This window comes from Streptomyces sp. BE303, assembly GCF_036290945.1.
Taxonomy (GTDB): domain Bacteria; phylum Actinomycetota; class Actinomycetes; order Streptomycetales; family Streptomycetaceae; genus Kitasatospora.
This window is the reverse complement of sequence record NZ_JAQYWZ010000953.1, coordinates 127,173-153,135: the sequence shown is the minus strand read 5'-3', so window position 1 is coordinate 153,135 and position 25,963 is coordinate 127,173. Positions and strand designations below refer to the sequence as shown.

The 25,963-nt window shown below is 76.3% G+C and carries 16 protein-coding genes; 7 read left to right on the top strand and 9 right to left on the bottom strand.

The genetic code is table 11. The features are described from left to right. Positions 1-84: 84 nt before the first annotated feature. Positions 85-1,458: a type VII secretion integral membrane protein EccD gene (eccD, locus tag PUR56_RS40580; RefSeq protein ID WP_329884401.1), complete on the bottom strand. Its 1,374-nt coding sequence runs from the start codon at positions 1,456-1,458 to the stop codon at positions 85-87. Between the two features lie 294 nt (positions 1,459-1,752). On the opposite strand from eccD, the gene eccCa reads away from it, so the two are divergent. The 3 genes from eccCa to PUR56_RS40565 all read left to right on the top strand — a co-directional run bounded on the left by eccCa (position 1,753) and on the right by PUR56_RS40565 (position 10,310). Beyond that, complete coding sequence (gene eccCa, locus PUR56_RS40575) at positions 1,753-5,730, top strand: type VII secretion protein EccCa (RefSeq protein ID WP_329884427.1); 3,978 nt, start codon at positions 1,753-1,755, stop codon at positions 5,728-5,730. Positions 5,731-5,809: 79 nt separating this feature from the next. Next, the gene (locus PUR56_RS40570) at positions 5,810-9,187 is read left to right on the top strand and encodes a hypothetical protein (RefSeq protein ID WP_329952657.1); all 3,378 of its coding nucleotides are present in this window, start codon (positions 5,810-5,812) and stop codon (positions 9,185-9,187) included. A 136-nt stretch (positions 9,188-9,323) separates the two neighbouring features. Further along, positions 9,324-10,310, top strand: a complete 987-nt coding sequence (locus PUR56_RS40565; protein ID WP_329884397.1) for a chitosanase — start codon at positions 9,324-9,326, stop codon at positions 10,308-10,310. Positions 10,311-10,373: 63 nt separating this feature from the next. On the opposite strand, the gene PUR56_RS40560 is transcribed toward PUR56_RS40565, so the two are convergent. Continuing rightward, a complete protein-coding gene (locus PUR56_RS40560; RefSeq protein WP_329952656.1) occupies positions 10,374-11,336 on the bottom strand; it encodes a hypothetical protein in 963 nt (320 codons plus the stop codon). Between the two features lie 869 nt (positions 11,337-12,205). Here PUR56_RS40560 and PUR56_RS40555 point away from each other — a divergent pair. Further along, positions 12,206-15,238, top strand: coding sequence for an AfsR/SARP family transcriptional regulator (locus tag PUR56_RS40555; protein WP_329952655.1), 3,033 nt, complete (start codon positions 12,206-12,208; stop codon positions 15,236-15,238). Here the strand turns inward: PUR56_RS40555 and PUR56_RS40550 are convergent. After that, on the bottom strand, positions 15,224-15,757 hold the full coding sequence (locus PUR56_RS40550) for a hypothetical protein (RefSeq protein ID WP_329952654.1): 534 nt from the start codon (positions 15,755-15,757) through the stop codon (positions 15,224-15,226). The two genes, PUR56_RS40555 and PUR56_RS40550, sit on opposite strands and share 15 nt — an antisense overlap. Positions 15,758-15,842: 85 nt before the next feature. On the opposite strand from PUR56_RS40550, the gene PUR56_RS40545 reads away from it, so the two are divergent. After that, positions 15,843-16,097: a hypothetical protein gene (locus PUR56_RS40545; protein WP_329952653.1), complete on the top strand. Its 255-nt coding sequence runs from the start codon at positions 15,843-15,845 to the stop codon at positions 16,095-16,097. 23 nt (positions 16,098-16,120) lie between these two features. Here PUR56_RS40545 and PUR56_RS40540 read toward each other — a convergent pair whose 3' ends face one another. After that, on the bottom strand, positions 16,121-16,642 hold the full coding sequence (locus PUR56_RS40540) for a DinB family protein (protein WP_329952652.1): 522 nt from the start codon (positions 16,640-16,642) through the stop codon (positions 16,121-16,123). A 112-nt stretch (positions 16,643-16,754) separates the two neighbouring features. Continuing rightward, entirely contained in the window at positions 16,755-18,758 is a 2,004-nt protein-coding gene (locus PUR56_RS40535) for a DEDDh family exonuclease (RefSeq protein ID WP_329952651.1), read from the bottom strand. 192 nt (positions 18,759-18,950) lie between these two features. Here PUR56_RS40535 and PUR56_RS40530 point away from each other — a divergent pair, with 192 nt between their 5' ends. Further along, a complete protein-coding gene (locus tag PUR56_RS40530; RefSeq protein ID WP_329884383.1) occupies positions 18,951-19,763 on the top strand; it encodes a class I SAM-dependent methyltransferase in 813 nt (270 codons plus the stop codon). Positions 19,764-19,888: 125 nt separating this feature from the next. On the opposite strand, the gene PUR56_RS40525 is transcribed toward PUR56_RS40530, so the two are convergent. Continuing rightward, a complete protein-coding gene (locus PUR56_RS40525) occupies positions 19,889-20,326 on the bottom strand; it encodes a hypothetical protein (protein WP_329952650.1) in 438 nt (145 codons plus the stop codon). Between the two features lie 384 nt (positions 20,327-20,710). Here PUR56_RS40525 and PUR56_RS40520 point away from each other — a divergent pair, with 384 nt between their 5' ends. Beyond that, positions 20,711-22,093, top strand: coding sequence for a condensation domain-containing protein (locus PUR56_RS40520; RefSeq protein ID WP_329952649.1), 1,383 nt, complete (start codon positions 20,711-20,713; stop codon positions 22,091-22,093). Between the two features lie 71 nt (positions 22,094-22,164). Here PUR56_RS40520 and PUR56_RS40515 read toward each other — a convergent pair whose 3' ends face one another. From PUR56_RS40515 to PUR56_RS40505, 3 genes are all read right to left on the bottom strand, one after another. Next, positions 22,165-23,727, bottom strand: a complete 1,563-nt coding sequence (locus PUR56_RS40515; RefSeq protein WP_329952648.1) for a M1 family metallopeptidase — start codon at positions 23,725-23,727, stop codon at positions 22,165-22,167. Between the two features lie 180 nt (positions 23,728-23,907). Further along, positions 23,908-24,780 (bottom strand): sulfurtransferase, encoded by an 873-nt coding sequence (locus PUR56_RS40510; RefSeq protein ID WP_329952647.1) that lies wholly within the window; start codon positions 24,778-24,780, stop codon positions 23,908-23,910. 83 nt (positions 24,781-24,863) lie between these two features. After that, positions 24,864-25,961, bottom strand: coding sequence for a class I SAM-dependent methyltransferase (locus PUR56_RS40505; RefSeq protein WP_329952646.1), 1,098 nt, complete (start codon positions 25,959-25,961; stop codon positions 24,864-24,866). Positions 25,962-25,963: the final 2 nt, after the last annotated feature.

The window sequence follows — 25,963 nt, the reverse complement described above, 5'->3', positions numbered from 1 at the left end:
GTGGCGGCCGGTACGGACGGCGGGCCCGGCCGTCGTCGGCCCGTGCGGTGGGCCCCGGCCGGGCGGGCCCCTGTCGGGGGCGGCTCAGCCGCCGAGCCCCCGCATGGTCCGGTAGAAGCCGAGGACCTGGAGGGCGAGGGGCAGCAGCGCGATGGCGGCCAGCGAGTGCGTCAGGTCGCCGGCCCGGCCCCAGTACGGCAGCAGGCGCCGCCCCGGGACGGTCCAGGCGACGACGGCCAGCCCGAGGGCGGCCAGCAGCAGTACGGCGAACAGCACGAGCCGCCCCGTGCGGTCGCTGTCCAGGCCGATCCGCGCGGCCAGCAGGGTCAGGCCCAGCACGCCGGGGAGCAGCACGGCGAGCCGCTGGCGGATGCTGCCGATGTCCCGGGCGTGCAGCAGGAGCAGCGCCGACAGGTCGGCGGCCATCACCGGTGTGCCCCAGCCGGTGTCCCCGACCCCGGCCAGGACGACGAGCGCCGCCGCGCAGACGGCGCCGACGGCCGTCAGGAAGGCGGACAGGTAGCCGTCGGCGACCGTGCTCCGGGCGAGCACGTCCTCGGCGGGGAAGGGCTCGATCTCCTCCTGGAGCTCGTCGGCGTTGCGGGGCAGCGCGGGCAGCCGCAGGCCGGAGAGCTTGAAGGCGAGGCCCGGCACGAAGGCGCCCAGCAGCACCGCGGCGGCGGCGACCAGCGCGGCGATGCCGGTGACGGCCATGCCGCAGGCGGCCAGCGCCCCCGCGCCGAGGACGAGCACGGCGGCCACCAGCAGGCCGGGGAAGAACGCGCCGCCGCCGACCGCGACCAGCGCCACCACCGCGCCGCCCACCGCCGCCGATCCGCCGGCGAGCAGCCGGGTCGGGCCGTCGAGTCCGGGCACCAGCGCGGCCGCGGCGGCCGCGTACGCGACGGCGGCGGTGCCCAGCGCGGTGCCGGCCGGCGCGTCGCCGACCGCGCGGGAGGCCGCGGCGGCGCCACCGAACAGCAGCAGGGCGGCGACGGCCGCGCAGACGCAGCGCACGCCCTCGGGTCCGGGCAGGGCCAGCAGCAGCAGGCCGCCGACGAGCGCGAGCAGGGTGAGGGCGAGGGCCAGGTGGTGGGTGACGGCGGGGCGCCAGGAGTCGCCGCGGGCGATCACGCCGGTGCGGACGCCGTCCACCAGGTCGTCGAAGTGCACCTCCGGCAGGGCGTCCCGGCGCGGGCGCAGGAACAGCTCCTCGCCGTCGCGGACGGCGAGGGCCTCCAGGGTGAGCTCCTCGTCGAAGGGTTCGCCGCCGAGGCGCTGGAGCACCCAGCCGTCGTGCTCGACGCCGCTCTCCTCGACGGCCGTGCCCGCGTAGCCGACCACGGTCGGCATCAGGTCGGCGAGGACGACGTCCCCGGGCACGGCCAGTTCGAACGCGGCCTCGGGTGCGCGGAATCTCAGCCTGCACAGTCCGGTCGCCGCCACTGCACCGCTCACCTGTCGTGCCCCTCCTCCGCCGGGCCGGGCCTGGCCGGTCTCCCACAGGCCACTACGGGCGGCGGGGGCCCGGCGGTTCACCGGGCCGGGCCCGGCCGTCCGCCGGGCCCGGTGAACCGCGCGCGGAGTGCGGGCCGTAGGCCAGGGTGCGGTCCCCGTGCCGCCGCCACCCGGTCCGGGCGGGTCCCGGCCGGGCCGCCCGGCGGTCCGCCCGCCCCGGGGAGGCGCAGTGAGAGGAGAACCCCGTTGAGTGTGGTCGTGGTCGACCGTCCGCCCCGGCGTCCCGGACCGGAGATGCCGGACGGGGAGATCCAGCTGCAGGAGCCGCCCGGCCTGCCGGAGCCGCAGAGCGGGATCTCCCAGATGCTCACGATGGCCCCGATGGCGCTCAGCTCGCTCTCGATGGTGATGATCTTCCTCAACCCGAACGGCGGGGGCGGGCCGCTCCAGTACGTCGCGATGGGCATGATGGGCCTCTCCGCGGTCGGCATGCTGGTGACCCAGCTGATCCGCAGCTCCGGGGACCGCAAGCGGCAGCTGCGCGGGGAGCGCCGCGACTACCTGCGCTACCTCGCCCAGATGCGCCGCCAGGTCCGCCGGCACGTCGTCAACCAGCGGCTGGCGCTGGCCTGGCGCCACCCCGGGCCCGGCACGCTCGCCTCACTGGTGCGCACCTCCCGGCTCTGGGAGCGGCGCTCCTCCCACCCGGACTTCGGCGACGTACGGATCGCGACCGGGCCGCAACGGCTGGCGGTGCGGCTGGCCCCGCTGGCCACCAAGCCGATCGAGGACCTGGAGCCGCTCTGCGCGCACGCGCTGCGCCGCTTCATCCACGCGTACGGGTCGATCGCCGGGCAGCCGATCGCGGTGCACGTGCGCGGCTACGCCCAGGTGCTGGTGCGGTGCGCCGCCCCGGAGGACCAGGACGACGGCGGAGCCGACGAGCCCGATCGGGAGCCGGCCCGCGCGCTGGCCCGGGCGATGCTCGCCCAGCTCGCCTTCTTCCACGCCCCGGACGAGCTGCGGATCGCCGCCGCCGTCGCGCCCGAGCGACGCGCGGACTGGTCCTGGCTCAAGTGGCTGCCGCACGCCCTGCACCCGACCGAGACCGACGGTGCCGGGCCGGTCCGCCTGGTGGCCGGCTCGATGGTGGAGCTGGAGCAGCTGCTGGGGCCGGAGTTCGCCGAGCGCCCGCCGTACGAGCCGGAGGCGCAGCCCGCGCGCGACGAGCCGTTCACGGTGATCGTGCTCGACGGCGTGCGGCTGTCCTCCGGGAGCCGGGCCGCGCTGGCCGGCTACCGCAACGCCGTCCTGCTGGACGTCGGCGAGGCGCTGGAGTGGAAGCACAACCGGTTCCGGCTGCGGCTGCGGATCACCGACGGCGAGCTGGAACTGGTCGGCGCCGACCGCAACCGCAACGACGAGGTCACCCCGCTCGGGCGCCCGGACGCGCTGGAGGTGCCCGCCGTCCGCCGGTTCGCCACCACGCTGGCGCCCTTCCGGCTGGGCGACTCGGTGGACACCGCCGAGCCGCTGAACACCGACTTCGACCTGACCGCCCTGCTCGGCATCCGCGACCTCCACCAGCACGACGTCCGCCGGGCCTGGGCGGACCGCGGGCGGACGAGCCGGCTGCGCGTCCCGCTCGGGCTCGGCGCCGACGGCTCCCCCGTCGACCTCGACCTCAAGGAGTCCGCGCAGGGCGGCATGGGCCCGCACGGCATGCTGATCGGCGCCACCGGCTCCGGCAAGTCCGAACTGCTGCGCACCCTCGTCCTCGCGCTCGCGCTGACCCACTCCTCGGAGACGCTCAACTTCGTCCTGGTCGACTTCAAGGGCGGCGCGACCTTCCTCGGCCTGGACCGGCTGCCGCACACCTCGGCGGTGATCACCAACCTCGCCGACGAGGCCGCCCTGGTCGACCGGATGCGCGACGCCCTGCACGGCGAGATGAACCGCCGCCAGGAGCTGCTGCGCGCCTCCGGCAACTACAGCTCGCTGCTGGACTACGAGGCCGCCCGGGCCGCCGGGACCCAGCTCGACCCGCTGCCGACGCTGTTCGTCGTCGTCGACGAGTTCAGCGAACTGCTCTCCGCGCACCGCGACTTCATGGACCTGTTCATCATGATCGGCCGCCTCGGCCGGTCCCTGGGCGTCCACCTGCTGCTCGCCTCACAGCGCCTGGACGAGGGCCGGATGCACGCGCTGGAGTCCCACCTCTCCTACCGGATCGCGCTGCGGACCTTCTCCGCCATGGAGAGCCGCGGCGTGCTCGGCGTGCCGGACGCCTACCAGCTCCCCTCGCAGCCCGGCAACGGCATCCTGCGCAGCGACATCGCCACGCTCACCCGCTTCAAGGCGTCCTACGTGTCCGGCCCCTACCGCAGCCGGCGCGGCGCCGCCCAGCAGGCCGCGGCCGCCGGGCAGATCGTCCCGTACGACACCGCGTACGTGACGCCCAACCGGCCCGCGCCGGAGCCGATCGAGCCGGAGGCGCGCGAGGAGGAGGCCACCGTCACCCTGCTGGAGCTGGCCGCCGAGCGGCTGCTCGACGCCGGACCGCCCGCCCACCAGGTCTGGCTGCCGCCGCTGGAGGTCCCGCCGACCCTGGACGAGCTGCTCCCGCCGCTCGCCCCGAGCGAGGCCCACGGCCTGACCCCGGACGGGTGGCCCGACCGGGGCCGGCTCACCGTCCCGGTCGGTGTGGTCGACCGCCCGTTCCAGCAGCTGCGCGAGATCTACACGGCCGACCTGTCCGGCGCCGGCGGCCACGTCGGCATCGCGGGCGGCCCGCAGAGCGGCAAGAGCACCCTGCTGCGGACGCTGGTCACCGCGCTGGCCCTGACCCACACGCCGCAGGAGGTGCAGTTCTACTGCCTCGACTTCGGCGGCGGCACGCTGGCCGCCCTGCGCGGCCTGCCGCACCTCGGCGGCGTCACCGGGCGGCACGACCCCGAGCGGATCGGCCGCACGCTCGCCGAGGTGGCCGGGGTGATCAGCCGCCGCGAGCAGAGCTTCGCCCGGCTGGGCATCGACTCGATGACGACGTTCCGCCGGCGGCGGGCCGCCGGGGACCCGGAGCTGGCCGACGAGCGGTACGGGGACGTGTTCCTGGTCGTCGACGGCTGGAACACCGTGCGCCAGGACTTCCCCGACTACGTCTCCGTCTTCAACCTGATCGCCGGACGCGGTCTGAACTACGGCGTCCACCTCGTCATCGCGGCGGCCCGCTGGGGCGAGATCCTCGGCGGCCTGCGCGACCAGCTCGGCACCCGCTTCGAGCTGCGGCTCGGTGACTCGATCGACTCGATGATCAACATGCGGGCCGCGGCGACCGTCCCCCGGATCCCCGGCCGGGGTCTCACCGAGGACCGCCTGCACTTCCTGACCGCGCTGCCCCGGATCGACGGCGTCGGGACGACCGAGGACCTCGCCGAGGGCGTCGCCGACCTGGTGGACGCCGTCAACGAGCACTGGACCGGCCCCCGCGCCCCCGAGGTCCGGATGCTGCCGCTGCTGCTCGACGCCGCCGACCTGCCCGCCCCCGAGGGGCGGCTGCGGGTCCCGCTCGGGCTGGAGGACACCGCCATCGCGCCGCTCTGGCACGACTTCGAGGAGAGCCCGCACCTGCTGGTGGTCGGCGACAGCGAGAGCGGCAAGACCAACCTGCTGCGGCTGATGATCAAGGCCATCACCACCGCGTACACCCCCGCCGAGGCCCGCATCATGCTGATCGACTTCCGGCGCGACCTCTACGACAGCCTGCCGGAGGAGTACCGGCTCGGTTACGCCGTCTCGGTGGACGTGGTCAAGCAGATCGTCTCCGGGGCCGCCCGGGCGATGGAGGCCCGCGTTCCGGGCGAGGACATCAGCCCGGCCCGGCTGCGGCTGCGCGACTGGTGGACGGGGCCCGAACTGTTCGTGATCGTCGACGACCTCGACCTCGTCCCGGCCTCCGGGCCGAACCCGTTCGAACCGCTGCTCGGACACCTCGCCCAGGGCTCCGAGCTGGGCCTGCACCTGGTGATCGCCCGCGCCGCCAACGGGATCGGGCGGGCCTACTCCGATCCGGTGCTGCGCCGGCTCCAGGACATCAACACCCCGGTGACGCTGCTCTCCTGCCCGCCCAGCGAGGGCACGATCTTCGGCAACGTCAAGCCGCGCCAGCTGCCGCCCGGCCGGGCCCTGCACATCACCCGGCGGCGGACGGTCCAGCTCCAGACCGCCCTGGTCGCGGAGCCGGACGCCGGGGCCGACGGGGCGGCCGGGTGACCGCCGCCGGGCGGCGGGCGGACCGCCCGCCCCGCGCGGCGGTGAACCGGCCGCCCGGCGGCGCCCGTAGTCCAAGGCGATGAGCCTCTCCCGCACCGGCACGCCCTCCGGCGACCCCGCGCCGCCGGCCGAACCCCGCCGCCGGTTCGCCCTCCGGCGCGGGCCGCGCCGTGCGCTGCCCGCGGGCGAGGCCGGCGCGCCCGCCCCGGCCGCCGGGACCGCCCCGCCGCCCTCCACCGCGTCGGCACCGTCCACCGCGCTGTCGCCCTTGCCCTCGGCGTCGGCGGCCCCGGTGCCGGCGCCCTCCGTGCTCCGCCCGGTCGGCCCGCACTTCGTCATCGCCCCGGCCACCGCCCGCGACGACGAGCTGTCGGCCGCCATCGGCGCGCTCCGGCCCGTCCCGGACGCGGTCGTCGTGGTCGCCGCCGCCCCCGACTCGGCCAAGGTCCTGCGCGACCGGATGGCGGACCTCGGCGTGGTCGCCCGGGCCCGCGGCGCCGGCAGCCTGGTCCTCGCCGCCTCCGGGCTGGCCGCGCTCGCCCCCAACGGCCGCCGTCCGGCGGAGATCGTCGCAGAGCGGGCGGGCCTGCCGGTCGTCGCGCCGGACGGCCTGGTGGAGATCACCCCCGCCGGGAACCTCAAGGTCACCAGCCCCGAGGGCGCGACCGAAGCCGCCTCCTGGTGGCGGTGCGAGGCCGGGGCGCCGCCCCGCCGGGTCCGCGAGACCATCGGCGCCGCGACGGCGGTCGGGAGCCCGACGACCGCCTCCGGCGCCGCACCCGCCGTCCTGCACGGTCCGGCCGGACGCGCCGACGGTCTCACCGCCGGGTCCCGGGGCGACGCCGTCCGGATCCTCCGGCTCCCCACCGGCTTCTGGCTCACCGACCCGGCGTCCCGGACCGGCGGGCCGCTCCCCGACCTCGGGCTGGCCGCCGCGCCGCCCGGCCACACCGTCCTCCTGATCGGCACCCCGGACCGGCCCGTCCTGCTGCCGGACGACTTCGCGGACGCCGTGCTCTCGCTGCCGCTGGGCACCGACCGGCCGCTGGTCAGCGCCCCGTGGGCGGCCCCCGACCAGCTGGCCGCGCTCACCGGCGCGCTGGCGGCCAGGACGGCGCGTCCGGTGCAGGCCGCGATCGGCCTGCCCGTCCTCGGCCCGGGCGGCCCCACCTCCCGGATCCTGGACCGGCACGGCCGGGCCGGCTGGGAACCCTTCCTGCTGCGCCTCGCCACCGCCCCCGGCCGCCCCACCACCCCCGCCGCGTGGCGCAACGGCGGCGCCGACTGGAAGACCGCCGGTCCGGCGGTCTTCGAGGCGTTCCCCTTCTGGGTCCTGGAGGCCGTCCCGGCCGGTCTCTGGCTGCGCCCCGAACCGCCGCACGTCCTCACCCCTCGGTTCCGGCGGCCCGAGCCGGCCCGCCCGCTGCTGATCGTCGGGGAGCGCGACCGCCCGATCCCGCCCGACGTGTTCGAGGAGCTCGGCGCCCTGCTCGACAGGCTCCCGGCGGTCGGCGCCGAGGGGTTCGGGCTGCTGGCGCACGGTCTGCTGGAGCCGTCCGCCGAGCGGGTCGCCCGGTTCGTCGCCCGGATGCACGAGCTGGACTGGCTCGGGGCGGAGCAGCCCCTCACCGGGCCGCCCGCCGTGGCACCCGTGGCCTACGGGATCGGCGGCACGGGCCGCCCGCAGCGACCGGCCACGGCCGCCCGCCCGGAGTGGCTCGCCACCGGACCGGCCGGCACCCCGGCCGTTCCCGCCCCCACGGCGACGGCCGCCCTCGGGCCCGCCCCGGCGGCGGCGCAGGCCGGCCCCGAGCCGCTCACCGGCTCCGAGGCGCCGGTGCGGCCGGAGGCGGCGGGACCGGCGCCCGCCGAGTCCGAGCCGGTGGCGCCCGCACCCGTCCCCCTGCCCACACCCGTCCGGGCCACCTCCGCTCCCGCCACCGGCACCTCCGCCGCGGTGGCCCCCTCCCGCCGGACCTCGTCCTCGACCGGCGACCCGGCCCGGGACCCGGCCGCCGGTCCGGTCGGCGACCCCGCCGGGTCGGCGGCCGGCGGGAGCGGCACCGCCGCTGCCGTGGCGGGATCGAACGCCGATCCGTGGCCCCGGCCGGCCGAACCGCTCACCCGCACCGCGACCAGCGGTGGCACCCCGGGTCTCTTCCGGGTGCCGGAGGTCCCTCCGGTCGAGCCGCCCACCGGGCCTGACGAGGACGGGCCGGACGAGGACGGAGCGGACGAGGAGGGGCCGGACACCACCGCCGTACCGGAGCCGGACGAGCTCCTGGGCCGGACCGAGGACCCGCCGGCCACCGCGGAACCGGGCGAGGGGGCGTCCGCCGCCGAGTCGTCCGCCGGCGAGGCGTCCTCCCCGGTGGTGCCCGTCGGCGGACCGGAGGGCACCGAACCGCCCCGCGCCGGCCTGCCGGAGTCCGCCGCCGAGGCCGGGCCCGAAGCCGCGCCCGAGGCCGGACCACCCGCCGTCCCGTCCCCCCGCAGCACGCCCGAAGGCACACCCGAAGGCACGCCGCCCGGCGGCACGACGCCCGAGACGCCCGTCGGCCCTCCGCCGGCCCGGCTCTTCCGCACCGACGAGTACCCGCCCCCGGTCACCGCCAGCTCCCCCGCCGACCGGGACGCCGTCCGCACGCTGCTCGGCGAGCACTACCACCGCTGCACCGGCCGCCTGGAGCAGCTCGCCACCCGGCTGCCCGGCCTGCGGTCCACCTCGAAGGACGACCTCAAGCCCGACCTGGCCGCCGTCCTGCTCCACCACGACGGCGCGGGCATCCCCGCGACACGCGCGGACCTGGTGACCGCCGCGCGCTCCGGCGACCCGGCGCTGAGGCCGTTCCTCCGATGCCTCGGCTCCGGCCTGCGGCGGCTCCCGAGCCACCACGGCGCGGTGCTGCTCGGCGCGGACCCCGCGCTGGACCCGGAGTCCGTCCTCGCCCTCTATCCGGCCGGCCTGGAGTTCCGGGAGCCCGCGCCGCTGGCCGGACTGGCCGCGGCCGGGGCGGAGCTGCCGGGTTGCTCCGTCGAGTTCCTCGTGTGGTCGGCCACCGGGCGGCGCACCTCCGTCTTCGACTCCGGCGACGGGCTGCCGCAGGCGGTGTTCGCGCCCGGTACGGCGTTCACCGTCGTCGGCACGGTGGCGGCCGAGGCCGACCGGCCGGCCGGCGTCCTCCTGCGCGAAACCGGCGGCGACCCGGCCGAGCGCGATCGCAGCGCCCTCACCAGGCTGCGGTCGTGGCTGGAGCGCCGTGCGGCGATGCCCCCGGCCGAGCGGCCCCGGGCGGAGTCCCCCGAGCGTTTCCTCCTCACCCCGGGGGTCGAGCCGGAGGCCGGTGCCCGCCGGCCGTCCGGGCACCCCGGCCCCGAGTACCCGGACGGCGAACTCCCCGACCCCGCCGAGCCCGTGGGCGCCGCCGGACCTCCGGAGGCCACCGCACCGCGGTGAACCCGGTGGCGCCCGGCACCCGTTCCCCAGGCGGACGCCACCGGCGCCCGCCCGACCCGCAGACGCCCGACCCGCAGACGCCCGACCCGCAGACGCCCGACCCGCAGACGCCCGCCCCGCCGACCCCGGAGCCCCGATGCCGACCCGGCCCACCCGAGCCGCAGTGCCGCCCGCCCTGACCGCTCTCCTCCTGGCCGCGGTGCTCCCCGCGCTCCCGGCCGCCGCCGCACCCGCACCGACGACCCCACCCAGCGCGTCCCCCTCCGCCGCGTCCCCGTCCGCCGCGACCGTCCCGCCGGCCGACGGCAGGGGCCGGCCCCACCGCACCACCCAGCCCGCCGCCAAGCCCGGCGGCGACCCCACCGGCAGCCCCACCACCAAGCCGACCGGCCGCCCCTCCGGTCCCGCCACCGGCGACCTCACCGACCCGTCCCTCAAGGACCTCGCCCAGCAGATCGTCTCCAGCGCGGAGAACTCGTCGCTCGACTGGAAGGCCCAGTTCGGCTACATCGAGGACATCAAGGACGGCCGCGGCTACACCGCCGGCATCGTCGGCTTCTGCTCCGGAACCGGCGACATGCTCGAACTCGTCCGCCACTACCGCACGCTGAAGCCCGACAACGTGCTCGCCAAGTACCTCCCCGCCCTGGAGAAGCTCGACGGGTCCGGCTCCCACGCCGGGCTCGACCCGGACTTCACCGCCGACTGGAAGCGGGCCGTCCAGGACCCGACCTTCCGCAAGGCCCAGGAGGACGAACGCGACCGCGTCTACTTCGACCCGGCCGTCGCCCAGGCCAAGTCCGACGGCCTGCACGCCCTCGGCCAACTCGCCTACTACGACGCCATCGTCATGCACGGGCCGGGCAACAGCTCCGACAGCTTCGGCGGGATCCGGGCCGCCGCGCTGCGCAAGGCCAAGCCCCCGGCCCAGGGCGGTGACGAGAAGACCTACCTCGCCGCCTTCCTCGACGCCCGCGCCGCCGCCATGCGCACCGAGGCCGCCCACTCCGACACCAGCCGCGTCGACACCGCCCAGCGCGTCTTCCTGGAGGCGGGCAACCTCGACCTCCACACCCCGCTGCGCTGGAAGGTGTACGGGCAGTCCTTCCACATCGACGGGTAGCGCCCGCCGGCCGGCGGTGCCTCCGGAGTCACGCCGCTCCGGAGGCACCGCCGGCCGATGACGTCACCGGGGCCAGGACGGCGCCGCCCGCGCCTCCCCCGGCCCGTCGTCCGCGACGGCCGCCCGCCGGTCCCCGGCCCGCGCGGCGGTCTCCGCCGGGACGCCGAGGCCGGCCGGACCGCCCGAGGTCGCCGGTCCGCCCGACACCGCCGGGCGGACGGCCTCGCCGGGCTCCGCCCGGCCCACCGGAGTGCAGCGCTCCGCGGGCACCCCCCGGCCGGCCGGGAGCCGCGACGCCTCGACGGCCACGGCCGTCCCCAGCACGCCACCGGCAGGCGAGCCGACCCGCAGAGCAGGCACCAACACGCCCTCCGCCAACGGCATCGCGGGCGTGGGCGCCACGCCCCGGGCGGCCACGCCCCGGACGGCCTCACCTGCCGGACGAACCGGCTCGCCGGCGCCCACCGCCCGGCGCTGCGCCGTCACGGCACCGGACTCCGCCGGAACGGCGGACACCACGGGCCGCTCCGCCGACCCGGCCGGGTACCCGCCCCAGGAGCCACCGACGACGGCACCCCCGGAGTCGGACGATCGCCCGCCCGCGCCGAGGCCCGGACCGGAGCTGGTCCGCTGGCCCTCCGAGGTCGCCGGGCCCACCTCCTCGGCGGCGGACGACGCGTCACGCCGGAGCTCGGCCACCGTCGAGGACAGCCGCAGGACGAAGTTCCGCTCGGCCGGGTCGCCGTTCGGCCAGTCGCAGTCCTTGCTGCGCAGGATCCTGCTCCGCAGGCCGCTCCGCGAGGTCTGCCACGGACCGGGCAGCACCCGGACGTTGGGCCGCCAGCCGACGCCGGGCACACAGTGCTCCAGCTCCAGCTCCCACTCCTCGGCCCGCACGTCGAGGGAGGCGCCGGTCCGGCCCTCCAGCACGGAGGTGCCGTACGGGGTGCGCACCACCGCGCGCTGCTCGAAGGCGGCGTCCTTGTCGAGCACCGTGATCCGCAGCGGCCCGTTCATTCGCAGCATGGTCGCCCTCCCAGGGGTCGGAGATCGCGGGACCGTCCCGGCCCCGCACCCTGCTCGACGGTGCGCCTTCCGGCCGGGGTTCACCGGCCAGCCCTGGACCCCCTCGCGCGAACCGCCCGCGGCGGCACCCGGCTCCGCCCCGCCCGCGGACGGCGGCGCCGGGGCGCGGACCCGCGCGGGCCGTCCGCCCGTCCGGCCGCCGGTGAACCCGGGACCGCATGCGGGCCGTTGAGCTCAACACGAGCAGCCCTGCCCCACCCGCACCACCTCCACCGGCCCGCCCCGGGCCCCACCCCTTGGGCCGACCGCCCTGCGCTCTCCCGTGGCGCGTGCCCGGACCTGCACGGACCTGCCCGGACCTGCACGGCCGATCCCGGCGGCCACCGGCCCGGCTTCCCCTTCAGGCAATCCGCGCCTCCCCATCGCGCACAGCTGCCGGCCGATCGGACCCGCGCACCGCCCTCGACGGGCAAGCGCCCCGCGTGCGCCCCCGCCGTCCGGCGCCTCCCCCACCCCGCCGGACGGTCCCCGGTCCGACCGGCTCCGCGAGCCGCCCCGCACCCGCCGGACGGACGGCCCGGGATCGCCACGACCGCCGTCCACGCAGGGCGCCGCCGTTCCGCCCGTCCCGATCGCGCCGCGTCCGCGACCGCGTTTCCCTGATGGATCGTCAATGAACTTCAGGAGAACAACCGCCGACGCCTGCCCGAAGCCCAGCTGACCGGCTCCCGTCAATCCCCCGAAAGGGCGGTCCCCAGGCGCTCCGTGGCCGAACGGCCACGGGCCGGAACCGTTCCCCGGGCGTGGCTAGACTGCGCCCCGCACAGGGACGGAGATCTCCGCCGACCGCTCTCACCTGGGAGGATCCGTTGTTCGTTCGACTGCTGGGTCCGGTGGAACTGCAGGCTGCGGACGGCCGCGCCGTCGAGCCCGCCGGCGCCAAACGGCGCGCCGCGCTGGCCCTGCTCGCGCTCGAACTCGGCCGCACCGTCCCGGTCGAGCGGTTCTTCGAACTGCTCTGGGGCGACGAACCGCCCGCCCGGGCCCGGGCCGCGCTCCAGGGCCACATCGCCGCGCTGCGCAAGCTGCTCGCCGGCTCGAAGCTCGTCCTGTCGACCCGCGCCCCCGGCTACCGGCTGGACGGCCCGGCCGAATCCGTGGACGCCCTGCTGTTCGAGCGGCTGGTCGCGCGGGCCACCGAGGTGGCCGTCCCGGACGGCGACGAGTCCGCCGCCGGACTGCTCCGCCGGGCCCTGGACCTCTGGCACGGCCCCGCGACCCTGGCCGACCTGCCCGAGACGGACCTGCGCGACGTGCTCGCCGACCGCCTCCGCCAGGTGCGGACCCGGGCCCTGGAGGCCTGGAGCGAACGGCTGCTCCGGCTCGGCCTCGGCCCCGACGCCGCACCGGAACTCGACCGCGCGCTCGAAGCCGACCCGTGGAACGAGCCGCTGGCCGCCCTGCTGGTGCTCTGCCTCCGTCAGGCCGGGCGGCCCTGCGACGCGCTGACCGTCTACCACCGCACGCGCCGCCGGCTGGCCGCGGAGCTCGGCGTCGGCCCCGGGCGCGCGCTGCGGTCGGCGGTGGCCGACATCCTCGCCGACGAGCCGGGAAGGCGCCCGCCCTCGACCGCCGTGCGCGTCACCGGTCGTCCCGAACGCACGGCCGGCGCCGCCGGAACAACCGGCACGACCGGCCGCGTCCGCCCCCGGGCGGCCGGGTCGGCCGGCCTCTCCGCCTGCGCGGTCCCGCCCGCGCGGCAGCCGGCCGCGGTCCCGTTCCCGGCCCGCACGCCCGCCGTCCGGCCGCCGACCCCGCTCCGCCCCACCGCCAACCCCGGCCCCACCGCCAACCCCAACCCCGGCCCCGGCCCCGGCCCCGGCCCGGACCAACTCCCGCGCCGGATATCGGGTTTCGTCGGCCGGTCGACCGAACGCCGCTGGCTGGAGGCCGAGTGCGGAGGCGAACGCCCCGGCGGCGGCCTCGCCGTCCTGGTGGGCCCGGCCGGCACCGGCAAGACGGCCGCCGCGGTGCAGTGGGCGCACGACGCGACCGCCGCCTTCCCGGACGGGCGGCTCTTCGCCGACCTGAACGGCTTCGGCCCGGGCCCGCGCGCCGAACCGACCGCCGTCCTCGGCCGGTTCCTGCGCGCGCTGGGCGTCCCCGAGGGCTCGCTGCCGGAGGATCCGGCCGCCCGCGCCGCGCTCTACCGGTCGCTGACGCACGGCCGCCGGCTGCTGGTCGTCCTGGACAACGTCCGCGACGCGCAGGACGTCACCGAGCTGCTCCCGACCGGCCCGGCGTGCGCGACGGTCGTCACCAGCCGCAGCTCGCTGGAGGACCTCGTGGTGACCGAGGGCGCCGCCCTGCTGCGCCTCGGCGCCCTGCCCGCCGAGGACGCGCGGCGCCTGCTGGAGCGCCTGATCGGACCCGCCCGGGTGGCCGCCGAGCCGGAGGCCGCCGGCCGGCTGGCCGAGCTCTGCGACCGACTGCCGCTCGCCCTGCGGATCGCCGGTGCCCGGCTGGCCGCCCGGCCCGGCTGGGCGATCGCCGACCTGCTGCCCGAACTCGCCGACGAGAGCACCCGGCTGCGCGCCCTGGACACCCGGGGCACGGCCAGCGTCCGGACCGCGCTCGATCTGACGCTGCGCCACCTTCCCGCGTCCGCCGCACGTCTGCTGGCCCTGCTCGCCGTCCACCCGGGGCCCGAGACGGACGCCCACGCCGCCGCCGCCCTGCTCCGCACCGGCGCCGCCGAGGCCCGCCTCGCGCTCGGCGCGCTCGCCGCGCACCACCTGCTCACCGAGACCGCCCCCGGCCGCTACGGCCGCCACGACCTGGTCCGGCTGTACGGGGCCGAACTCCTCGACGAGCGGCCCGCGTCCGAGCGCGCCGCCGCGACCGCGGCCCTGACCGACCACTACCTCGCGGTGGTGGCCCGCAGCTCCGCACTGCTCCAGCCCGGTCCCGCCCACGCCACCCACCGCCCCGCGCCCGCCGTCGCCCCGCCGTTCGGCGCCGACCCCGCCGGGTGGCCGCACCTGCCCACCGTGCCCGCCACGCTCGACTGGTTCCAGGCCGCGGAACCCACCGTCCGCGGCCTGGTCACCGCGGCCTCCGAACGCGGCGACCACCGCCGCTCCTGGCAGCTGGCCTACCGCGCCGACTGCCTCTACTACGGCGCCGGCCGCCGCACGGACCGGCTGACCTGCCTCCGGGTCGGGCTCGCCGCCGCCGCCCGCACCGGCGACCCGGCCGCCGTCGCCTCCATGGAGGCGGTCACGGCCCGGGCGCTCGGCGGCAGCGGCCGCACCGCGGAGGCCCACCGGCTGGCCCGCCGCGCGGTCGACCGCACCGTCGGGTCCGGCGACACCGTCCGGGTGCAGGCCCTCACCGTCCTGGCCACGGCCACCGCGGCCGACGGGCGACCGGCGGAGGCCGTACGCCTGGGCGAGCAGGCGATCGCGCTGGCCGAGCGGCACGGCCTGGCCGAGCACGCGCCGTACGCGCTGAGCAACACCGCCGGGCTGTACGGCCTCGCCGGCGAACCCGGGCGGGCGCTGCACCGGGCCCGGGACGCCCGCGCGCTGCTCGCCGACCACCCGCTGGCCGTCTTCCACCTGTCGGCGATGATCAACGAGGCGCACGCCCTCCAACTCCTCGACCGCCGCACGGCGGCGGAGGAGGTCTGGCAGCAGACCCTGGAACGCTGCCGGGTCGCGGGCACCGTCCACCTGCACGCGGTGGCCGAACGCCACTACGCGGACTTCCTGCTGGCGGGCGGCCGCGCCCCGGAGGCCGTCCGCACCCTGCACTCGGCCCGCCGGCTGTACGGGCGGCTCGGCGACACCACGGTGGTGCACGAGCTGGAGGTGCGGTTGGCCGCGCTAGAGCCTGTCTGAGGACCTGCCGGTGCCCGGGGCCGGGCCGCCGGCCGGGCGCGGGGCCGGACCCGGGCCGTCACCGTCCGCCCGGCCCCGGACCAGATCCGCCGTCAGCATCGTCACGCCGTCCTCGCCGAAGCGGTGCAGCAGGAGCGCGACCCACTCCACCGCCTCGGCCCGCTCCAGCGGCGTCCACCCGGACGCCGAGGGGTGCTCGTCCACCACCAGGGCCTCGGCGACCATCCACAGTCCGTCCGGGGCCCTCGTCCGCGGTCCGTCCTCCAGCCCCGCCACGGCCAGCCGCCAGGCGGCCTCGACCACCTCCGCCCCGGTGGCCGGGGGCACCGCCCACCCACCGGCGGCGAGGTCGCCGTCGTCGCCGGGGAGCGCGTCGTCGTTCCCCGCGCGCTCCCCCCTGTCGGCCGGGTCCTCCGCCGCGAGCCACCTCGCCAGGAGCTCCCGGATCCCCGTCTCACCCGCCGCTTCCGCCATGGCGGCCAGCTTGCCAGCACTGCGGCCCGTGGTCATCACTGTCACGTGGACGAGTACGGCTGCCGCCCCGCGCGGCGTTCATTTCCCCCGCCGACGGGTTGCGGCGGCCCGCCCCGCTCGTTATCCGGTCATGAGCTACGACTACCTGCCTTCACCCCGGTCCAAGGACGGAACGTTTCTGTTCGACGCCCCGATCTTCGCCCGACTCGCGCGCCTCTGGCTGGATGCCGGACGGACCGTCCCGGGCCGCCCCGACCAGGAGTGGCAGCACCTGGTCGAGCCGCCCAGGTTCCGCCCCCTCGCCGAGCCCGCCCCGCCCCCGCCGCCCGTCCGGCCCGACGACCCCGCTCCCCCGACCGCACCGGCCGACCGCTGGCCGTTCTGAACCCGGCGGCCGGGCCTGCGGTGCTACGCGCCGACCTGCCCGTCGATCGCCTCGCGCAGGAAGTCGGCGTGCCCGTTGTGCCGGGCGTACTCGTGGATCAGGTGCAGCATCACGAACCGCAGCGAGACCTCCTTCTCCCAGCGCACCTGGTAACCCGTGACGTCCAGCGAGGCGGCCTCCCGCTCGATCCGCCGGGAGTGCGCCACCTCCGACTCCCAGGCCGCGAACGCCTCGGCACGGTCGGCCCCGGCCGCGTCGTACGCGGCCTGGAAGTCCCACTCCGTCGACCAGCGCAGCGAAACGTCCTCCCCGTCGATCACCCGCCGGAACCAGGTCCGCTCCACCTCCGCCAGGTGCCGCACCAGCCCGAGCAGCGTCAGCGTCGACGGCGGGCTCGACCGCGACCGCAGCTGCTCGTCCGTCAGCCCGGCGCACTTCATCGCCAGCGTCCCGCGGTGGAAGTCCAGGTACGCGCGCAGCGTCTCCCGCTCTCCCCCGGTCAGCGGCGGCGCCACCCGCCCGTCGTCCGTGCCCGTCCCGCTCACAGGTCCTCCTCGATCGTCGAAAGTCGGACGGTGCCGATCGGCGCGGCCCGGTCCCCGGCGTCGCCCGCCCTGCCCGTCTCCGTCGGGTGCCGAACGGCCCCCGCACAGCCTCTCAGCCCGCGACGTCGACGCCGAAGCTCCGCGCGAGCTCCTCCAGTCCGTGGTCGAAGCCCTGCCCGACGACCCGGAACCGCCAGGCCCCGCCCCGCCGGTAGACCTCGCCGAGCAGGAGCGTCCGCTCGGTGGTCGCCGCGTCCAGGGTGGCCCGCACGATCGGGCGGGCCCGCGTCCCGCCCGCGAGCGCGATCTCGACCGCCCCGACGTCGCCGAAGGTGGCCGCGCCGTCGATCGCCGCCGCGACGACGATCCGGCGCACCGAGGACGCGAGCGGGCCCACGTCGACGGTCACGCCCTGCTCCTGCGGGCCGTCGAACGCGAGCCGGACCGTCCCGTCCGGGCTCTCCGGCGCCCCGTAGAAGACGAAGTCCTCGTCGGAGGCGACCTGCTCCTCCTCGTCGAGGGCGAAGGCGACCACGTCGACCTCGCAGGTGCTCTGCTGGGCCCAGGACGCGTGGACGGTCCAGCGCGTGCCGTCCGCGGCGAGCGGCAGGTCGATCACGCCGCCGCGCGGCAGCACCACCTCGCCGTCCTCGTCCGGCGCGGCGCCGTCCGGCGACCCGCCCGCCGGGAGGCCCGCCGGCGGCGCACTCCGGACCTCCTCGATCCAGTCCGGTTCGCGGACCGGCAGCCCCAGCCACTCGATCCGCCGCATCCGCCGGTCGGCGTGGGCGCCGGTGAGCGCCAGGACGTCGGTGACGTTGGCCGAGAGGTTCACCGCGGCCGCGGCGCCCAGGTCGACCAGCGCCGTCCGGGCCTCGGCCGACTCCTGGTGCCGGCCGCCCAGCACCAGGATCCGCCGCCCGGTCAACGCCCGCCGCTCCCGCGCCCCGCCGCGCCGCACCGGCGCCCGCCCGCCGGGCCCGGCCGCCGTCGCCGGCGGGACCTGGGCGACGACCGGGGTCGTGTCCGGGACGGCGTCCGGGGCGGGCTGCGCCACGGGGTCCGTCACCGCGCCGGCCGCCCCGGCCGCGACCGGCGACTCCCGCACCGGCGACTCCGCCGCCGTGGGCCCCGGCACGACCGGCGCCGCCGGTCCGCCGCCGTGGGCCGCGTCGTGCGACTGCCCCGGCCGCACCTCCGCCAGCAGTGCCAGGAACGCCGCCTCGTCGACCAGCGGCACGCCCTCCGCCGCAGCGCGCCGGGCCTTCGCCGAAGCCGCGCCGTCCGGCCCCGCGTTGGCGACCAGCACGCTGGTGTGGCGGCTCACCGAGGTCATGACGTTGAGTCCGGCGGCCACCGCCCGTGCCACCAGTTCCTCCCGCGCCGTCACGGTCTCGCCGGTGACGGCGACCTTCATGCCCTGCACCAGCGGCCCGCCCGCCGCCCAGCGTCCCGGGTTGCGGTAGCCGCACGGCGTCTTCGGTATCCGCGGGCGGAACTCCGAGGTGCGCCGGGGCGGGCAGGCGACCAGCGGCAGCGGGACCCCCAGCCGGGCCGCCTCCACCAGCGACCCCCGCAGGATCCCCGCCAGCACCCGGGTGTCGTCCAGGGCGTCGTGGGCCCGCCGCTGGACGACGCCGTAGTGCGCGGCGAGCGTGCCGAGCCTCAGGTCGTCCGTGGGGGTCTCGATCCGGCGGTTCAGCGCGAGCGTGCAGAGCCGCCGGGAGACCGGCAGCCAGGACCGGGCCAGCGCGAACTCGTGGCTGAGGAAGTCGTAGTCGAACTGGGCGTTGTGCGCGACCATGACCCGTCCCTCCAACAGCTCCGCGATCCGGCCGGCGACCCGTTCGAAGGTCGGCGCCCCGCGCAGACGCTCGGCCGTCAGACCGTGGATGTCGACCGGTCCCGGGTCCACCCCGGGGTCGAGCAGCGTCGAGAACTCCCCGGTCTGCCGGCCCTGGGCATCGACCGTCACCACCGCGACCGACAGCACCCGGTGCTGCCCGGGCCTCAGCCCGGAGGTCTCGACGTCGACGAGCGCCCAGTCGTGCTCGTAGTCGGCGGTGTCCGCGACGGGCGCGGCGGTCTGGCGGAGAGGTGACGTAGCCGAAGTCATGCCGTTAAGCATGCTCATCCTCACGTATCACTCACAACCCGATTGACCTGCTTGTTATCCGCGAAACCACCCCCTTCGGGTAGTTCCGTCACCGGCACGTTTGGGTACGTACTGCGGCGCGCGCCCGCGAGCGGGCGCGGACCCACGCACCTCCACGACACCACTCAGCCCTCACACGGAGACCGAGCCCCCATGAGCAACGACCGCATCCCCGCGTCCGTACGCCAGACCTACGGCCCTGACGACCTTTCCCGAGCCGCGAGCTTCGCGGGCGGTTTCATCAACTTCGGGGACTGGCGCGGCATCGACACCACCGCGCCCACGCCGGAGGACCGCGTCCTCAGTCAGGAGAACCTGTACCGCCGGGTGCTGCGCGCCTTCCCCGCGCCGGCCGAGTCCCTGCGGCTGGCCGAGGTCGGCTGCGGGCGCGGGCTCGGCGCCGCGCTCGCGCTGCGGGAGTTCCGCTTCGCCCGGGTGACGGGCGTCGACATCCACCCCGACCAGGTCGAACGCGCCCGCGCCGTCAACGCCCGCGCCCTGGCGACGTTCCCTGACCGGCTCGGCTACACCCTCGGTTCGGCGGACGAGCTCCCCTTCGCGGACGGCTCCCTGGACGGCGTGTACTCGGTCGAGGCGGCGCAGCACTTCCGCGAGCTGACCGGCTTCGCGCGGGAGACGGCCCGGGTCCTGCGGCCCGGCGGCCGGCTGGTGGTCACCACGTTCTTCAGCGCCGAGGGTCCGGAGGCGGCCGAGCGGCTGAGCATCCTGCTCGGGAGCTTCGCCGACGGCCTGGACGTCGCCCACCCGCTCGACGCCTTCACGGCCGACCTCGCCGACGCCGGGTTCACCCGCATCGCCACCGGATCCATCGGCGAGGACGTCTGGCCGGGGCTGGACCGCTACCTGGAGGGGACGGTCCCGTCCGGCCACTGGACCCGCAACTTCCTGACGACGTGGCGGGACGGCCTGCTCGACTACCACGTCGTCACCGCCGAACGGTCCTGACCGGCGCGCGGGCCGTCACGGGCCCGGCTCGGCCGGCGACCGTTCCGGAGGCCGGGTCCACGCGCCCGCAGGCCGCCCGCCCCGTGAGGGCCGGCCGACCGGCGCGTCCGTGGACCCGGCGGGGATCAGCAGGGGACGGGCACCGAGACGGTGGCGGTCGACGGCGGCCAGCCCCACTTGGTGACGGAGAACGTCCCGGTGACGGTCGATCCGCAGGGGGCGGTCCCGGCCACGTAGCCGACCGGCCGGCCGCCGACGGGGATGACGACGTTCGGGGTGTCGGTCCCCAGCGAGGCGCCGCCGACGATCCCGGCCGTGAGGTCGAACGAGACCGTCTGCGGGGTCCAGCTGATGGCGACCGGGGTGGCGTAGCCGGACAGCCAGACCTGGTCCCCGTCGACGGTGGCACAGAGCTGGGTCCGCAGGATGCCTTCGAAACCGTAGACACAGGTCTTGGTCGCCGTCGTGGCGGTGGAGGCCTGCGCGGTGGCCTCGGTGGCGCTCACGGCGCCGAGCGCGGACAGGGCGGCGGCACCGGCAAGGATCGCGGTGAATCGTTTCATCGGAGATCTCTCCTTCACAAGGGCACAGGGTGGGCCGAGGTGCGAAGCAGTGCAATTTCACGCTTCACATGTCAGATGTTTCCATGGGTTCCGGAGATTCACCGGCTGTTCGCCTTGCGTCCGAAGATGATTACCTGATCCGACCTTCACATGGCTGGATCTCGCGGTTCCGCATGCGGCGGCCACGCCACCCTCCCGGCCCCGGGTTCCGCCGCTCGCCCGCACCGGCCACCCCCCTGAACCACCCCCACCCCACCGGTGGACTCTCGACGATCTCCCGGTGGTGCGCCAGACTCTCCCTACGGCTCCCACCGCACCCTCCGCAGCACCACTGATCCTCGGACCACACATCGGAGAACCCCCACGGTGACTACGAGTCGAACCTTGGACATCAGCTTCTCGAACGGAAGATCCGGCAGCGGCCCGGCCACCTGGGGCCAGCAGGCCATCTGGGACGTCGTCAACCGCCTGACCCCCGCCGACCGTCCGCGCTACAACATCACCACGGCCTCACCCGTGGACCCCGGCGTCCCCGTGCAGACCACCCTGGACGCCCTGCGCGACCTGCTCCACCTGCACGACTCCCTGCACACCCGTCTGCACCCGGACGAGAGCGGGACCGGGCTGCGCCAGACCGTCGACCCGGACGGCCTGCTGACCGTGCACACCCGGCACTGCGACGACGACCCCACCGAACTCGCCACCGCCGGCAGCGCACTCCACCGCCGGCTGGCCGCCGACCCGTTCGACAGTGCCACCGACTGGCCGCTCCGGGTCGGTCTGGTGATCGCCGACGGGCTGGTCCGGCACATCACCCTGGTCCTCTCCCACACCGCGGTGGACGGCAGCGGAATGGGCCGGGTGATCCAGGACCTCACCGAGCTGGCCCTGGGCGCCACCCCCGAGTCCGTCCGGGCCGAGCGGTCGCCCCAGCAGCCGCTGGAGGAGGCGGAGTTCCAGCGGTCGGAGCGGGGAAGACGCCGCGACGCCAACGCCCGCGCGCACGTCCTGCGCAAGCTGCGGCTCGGCCCGCCCCGCCTCTTCCCGCCCACCACCGCGGAGTCCGCGCCGTTCCCGAACGCACTGCTCGACTCGCCGGCCCTGCTCCGCGCGGTCGACCTGGTCGCCACCGCCCACCGGGCGAGTTCCTCCTCCGTGCTGCTGGCGGCGGCCTGCACGATGACCGCCGAGCTCTCGGGATCACCGGACGTCGTGATCCAGGTCATCGTCAGCAACCGCTTCCTGCCGGGCCTGACCGACGCGGTGAGCGTGATCGCGAGCGACGGCGTGTTCCATCTGCCGAACGCCGCGGGCGACTTCGGCGAGACGGTCCGGCGCACCCAGGCCGCCGCGATCGCCACGTACCGCCACGCCTACTACGAGCGGCGCCTGCTGGACGGCGAGATCGACCGCCTGACGGCGGAGGGCGTCCCGCTGGCCGACCGGTCGTGCATCTTCAACGACACCCGCGACCTCCTGCCGGCCACCCTGGCGACCGCCCCCGTGCCGTCCTCCGAGCCGCTCGACCGGGCTCGCGAACGGACCACCCTGACCTGGCCGACCGAGTTCGACCCGCGGCCCGGCCTCAGCTACGCGCTGGACGCCCTGCAGACCGGCGACGCCCTCCAGCTCGCCATGACCGCCGATCCGGCCGTCCTCCCCCGCCCCGCCATGGCCCGCTTCCTCCTCGGCATCGAGAACCTGGTCGTCGGCGAGGCCGAGGCCCTGGCCGGGGCGGCCGAGGCCGTCGCCGTCCCGGCGGGCTGACCCGCCGAACCGGACGGCCCGGCCGTCCGCGCAGCTGCGCGGGCGGCCGGGCCGGAGGTCCCGCCCGGGCGTCAGCCCCGGTGGTCGTGGACCGCGTTGGTCTCCTGGATCTTCTTCCACGACTTCGGCTCCGGCGGCACGTCCGCCGCGCCGGACGCCGGTGCGGCCGCCGACGGGGCGGTCGCCGACGGGGCACCGAACGACGGAGCCGACGACGCGACGCCCGCCGCGACGCCCGACGAGCCGACCGCCGGCTTCCCGACGGTGAACAGCCAGGTGTTGAACAGCCCCCCGAGCGGCTTGCCGGAGATCCGCTCCGCGTACGCCTGGAACTGCTGGACGGTGGCGTTGCCGTACTTGCGCTCGGTCGGCCAGCCCTTCAGGATCCGGAAGAACTTGTCGTCCCCGACGGTGTTGCGCAGCGCCTGAACGGCCAGCGCCCCCCGGTCGTAGACGGCGGCGGCGAACTGGTGGTCCGCGCCCGGGTCCCCCGGCTTGACGGTCCAGAAGGCGTTGTCGGCCGGGTAGAAGGCGTAGACGTAGTCGGCCAGCTCCTGGGCGGTGCCCTCGTTCTCGTGCTCGGACCAGAGCCACTGCGAGTACCGGGCGAAGCCCTCGTTGAGCCAGATGTCGCTCCAGCGCTGGACGGAGACGCTGTCGCCGTACCACTGGTGCGCCAGCTCGTGGACCACCACGCCGGTGTTGGCGCCGCGCGCGAACTGGGCGGGGCTGTAGAAGATCTGGGTCTGGGTCTCCAGCGCGTACCCGGTGCGCACGTTGGGCACGTAGCCGCCGAGCGAGCCGAAGGGGTAGGGGCCGAAGTACCCGCTCAGCCAGTCGGCGATCTCGCCGGTCCGCTCGACGCTGGCCCGCGCGGCGCCGTCGTTCTCGCCGAGGTCCTTGCTGTAGGCGGTGGTGACGGGGAGTCCGCCCGCCGTGGTGTCGGTGTAGAGGTCGAACCTGCCGATCGCCAGCGTGGCCAGGTAGGTGGCCTGCGGCTTGGGCTGCCGCCAGTTGTAGCGGGTCCAGCCGGCCCGCGAGCTCTGGGTCAGCGTGCCGTTGCTGATCGCCTGGGTGCCGTCGGGGACCAGGACGGAGACGTCGAAGCTGGCCTTGTCGGTGGGGTGGTCGTTGCTCGGGTACCACCAGGCCGAACCCTCGGGCTCGTTGGCGACGACGCCGCCGTCGGGGGTGCGGATCCAGGCGGAGTAGCCGCCGCGCTCGACCTCGCCGGGCTTGTCGGCGTACCGGACCACCACGGTGATCCGGCTGCCCCTGTCGATCGTCCGGGCGGGGGTGATCTCCAGTTCCTGGTCACCGGTGGCGGCGAACCTGGCGGGGCGCCCGTTGACCAGCACCTCGTTCACCTTGAGCACGAAGTCCAGGTTGAACCGGGTGAGGTCCTGGGTGGCGGTGGCGAGGAGGGTGGCGGTGCCCTCCAGCTCGTCGGTGACGGGCTGGTACTTGAGGCGGATGTCGTAGTGCGAGACGTCGTAGCCGCCGTTGCCGGCGTTCGGGTAGTAGGAGTCTCCGATGCCGGCCGCGCCTTGGCCGGCCTGGGCGGCGGAGGCGGGGACGGACAGGAGCAGGGCGAGCGCGCCGGCAGCGGCAGAGACGATCAGCCTCTTGCGCACAGGGGTCCTCCACAGGATCGCTGGGACAACGGGTCGCAACGATCCTTGTCCCGGCGGACCTCGTCTCACGCCTTGGAGATGAAATGTTCATGAGAAGAAACAGGCCGACATCACCGTGCCGCGCCCGTGCCGCGCCCGTGCCACGTCCGGCCGGGTGCGGCCTCCGCCGCGCCCGGACCCTCACGCCCCCAGCGCCACCGGCGCCCGTACCAGCGAGCCGTACTCCGTCCACGACCCGTCGTAGTTCTTGACGTGCGGGTACCCCAGCAGCTCGGTCAGCGCGAACCAGGTGTGGGCCGAGCGCTCGCCGATCCGGCAGTAGGCGATCACCTCGCGCTCGGACTCGACGCCCTGCACGCCGTAGAGCGCGCGCAGTTCCTCCGCCGACCGGAAGGTGCCGTCCTCGTTGGCCGCCTGCGACCACGGGATGTTCACCGCACCGGGGATGTGCCCGGGCACCTGCGCCTGTTCCTGCGGCAGGTGCGGCGGCGCCAGCGCCTCGCCGCGGTACTCGGCGGGCGAGCGGACGTCCACCAGCACCGCGTCCGTACCGGGCTTGGCGAACACCTCGGCCTTGGCGAGCACCTCGTCCCGCAGCGCCCGGACCTCGGGGTGCTCGGGTTCGGTCATCCGGTACCCGCTGTGCTGGTAGTCCATGACCTCCCGGGTGAGCGGGCGCGCCTCCAGCTCCCACTTCTTGCGCCCGCCGTCCAGCAGCCGCACCGGCCCGAAGCCGCGCAGCCGCATCAGCCAGTAGGCGTACGCGGCGAACCAGTTGTTCCTGCCGCCGTAGAGCACCACGGTCGTGTCGTCCTCGACCCCGGCGGCGCGCAGCAGGTGCTGGAGGCCGGTGCGGTCGATGTAGTCGCGGCCGACCGGACTGTGCAGGTCGGTGGCCCAGTTCCAGCCGACCGCGCCGGGGATGTGGCCCTGCTCGTACGCCCCGGTGTTCTCGTCCACCTCGACGACGCGGAGCGTGCCGTCGTCCAGGTGACGCGCCAGCCACTCCGTGTCGACCAGCGTCTCGGGGTGTGCGTAGCCGTTGCCGGTCATCGACGCCCTCCTTCACTCGGACGGACCCTTCGAACCTACGTCCGCGCCCGCGCCCCGGCCACCCGCCGGCCCCGCACCCGCCGCTACGCCGGGGTGCCGGCCGGGCGCGCCACGTAGTAGAGGTTGAGCACGTCGCCCTCGACCCGCCGGGTGTCCACCGTGCCGAACCCGGCCTCCGCCAGCATCCGCCGGGCGGTCTGCTCGCCCCAGACCGTGCCCAGCCCGGCGCCGCCCTCGCCGAGCGAGACCGTCATGCAGTAGAAGACCGAGAAGGCGTACAGCGCGGGGCCCAGCGGGTGGTCGAGGTTCTCCTCCAGCCGGCTGCTCGCCGCGATGTCGCCCATCAGGAAGACGCCGTCGGGCCGCAGCGCTCCCGCGACGGCGCTCAGGGTGGGGGCCGGCCGGGCCAGGTCGTGGATCACGTCGAACGCGGTGACCAGGTCGTACGCGCCGGTGAGCCGGGCGGAGTCGGCGAGCACGAAGCGGGCGTTGTCCAGGCCCTGCGCGGCGGCCTCGGCCTCGGCCGCCCCGATGCCCTTCTCGGAGATGTCCACGCCGGTGAACCGGCTCGCCGGGAAGGCCTTCGCCAGGACGTTGACGGCGTGGCCCTGTCCGGTGCCGATGTCGACCGCGTCGATGCCGGCCCGCAGCCGCTCGGTCAGGCCGGGCACCAGGGGCACGACCCCGTCCACCAGCACCCGGTCGTAGACCGCGGCGGTCTCCTCGCCCTGGAGGGCCTGGAACCGCGGGTACGCCGAGTAGGGCAGGCCCCCGCCCTCGCGGAACGCCGTGACGACCCGCTGCTCCACCTCGCCCATCAGCGCGAGGTACTGCATCATGCCCGCCGCGTTGTCCGGCCCGGCCGCCCGGGTCAGCGAGGCGGCGTGCTCCGGCGGCAGCCGGTAGCGACCGTGCTCGGGGCCGGGCTCGGGCCCGGGCTCGTACTCCACGAAGCCGCCGACGGCCATGCCGCCGAGCCACTCCCGGACGTAGCGCTCGTCCAGCCCGGCTGCGGCGGCGATCTCCCCGCTGGTCGACGGGGCGAGGCCGGCCATCGTGTCGAAGAGCCCGGTCTGGTGGCCGACGCTGGCCATGATCCCCAGGCAGGCGTCGTTCAGCACCTGCACCACGCGACCCGCGAACCGCTCCTGCCTCGCCGGGTCCGGCTCCCGTGCGGACATCG